General features: G+C 69.2%; 1 protein-coding gene. It reads left to right on the forward strand.

The window, feature by feature from the left end:
- Window positions 1–52: 52 nt before the first annotated feature.
- A partial coding sequence (locus ACNAW0_RS30735) for a hypothetical protein (protein WP_416291538.1) occupies window positions 53–367 on the forward strand: 315 nt, incomplete at its 3' end.

Genomic DNA, 367 nt, shown 5'->3' on the forward strand with positions numbered 1-367 from the left:
GGTGCGGCGGGCCATCGTCCGGCGAACCAACGATCCGATACAGCGGAAGCGGATGTTCGACGCGCTGAAGGCCGACCGGTGGGCTGCCGATCCGTTCTTATCGCGGCAGATGCGCCGGCACTGGAAGCGGGGCCGCAACCGCACGCACGATCAGATCGTCGTGCGCGCCGACCAGCACAACACGATCATCGACGGGCGCGGCCGGTTGTGGCTGTGCGTTCCTGGTCTTGAGCCCCGCCGGATGGTCCGGATTCCGCTGTCCACCACGGTCGCGCCGACGGGCACGCTGCGGCTGATCCTGCGCGGCGGCCGGGTCGAGGTGCACTACCAGATCGACGCAGCGCACATGCCGTCATCCCGACGGCCA

Origin of the sequence: Micromonospora sp. SL1-18, assembly GCF_047921505.1 — a bacterium.
GTDB lineage: Bacteria > Actinomycetota > Actinomycetes > Mycobacteriales > Micromonosporaceae > Micromonospora.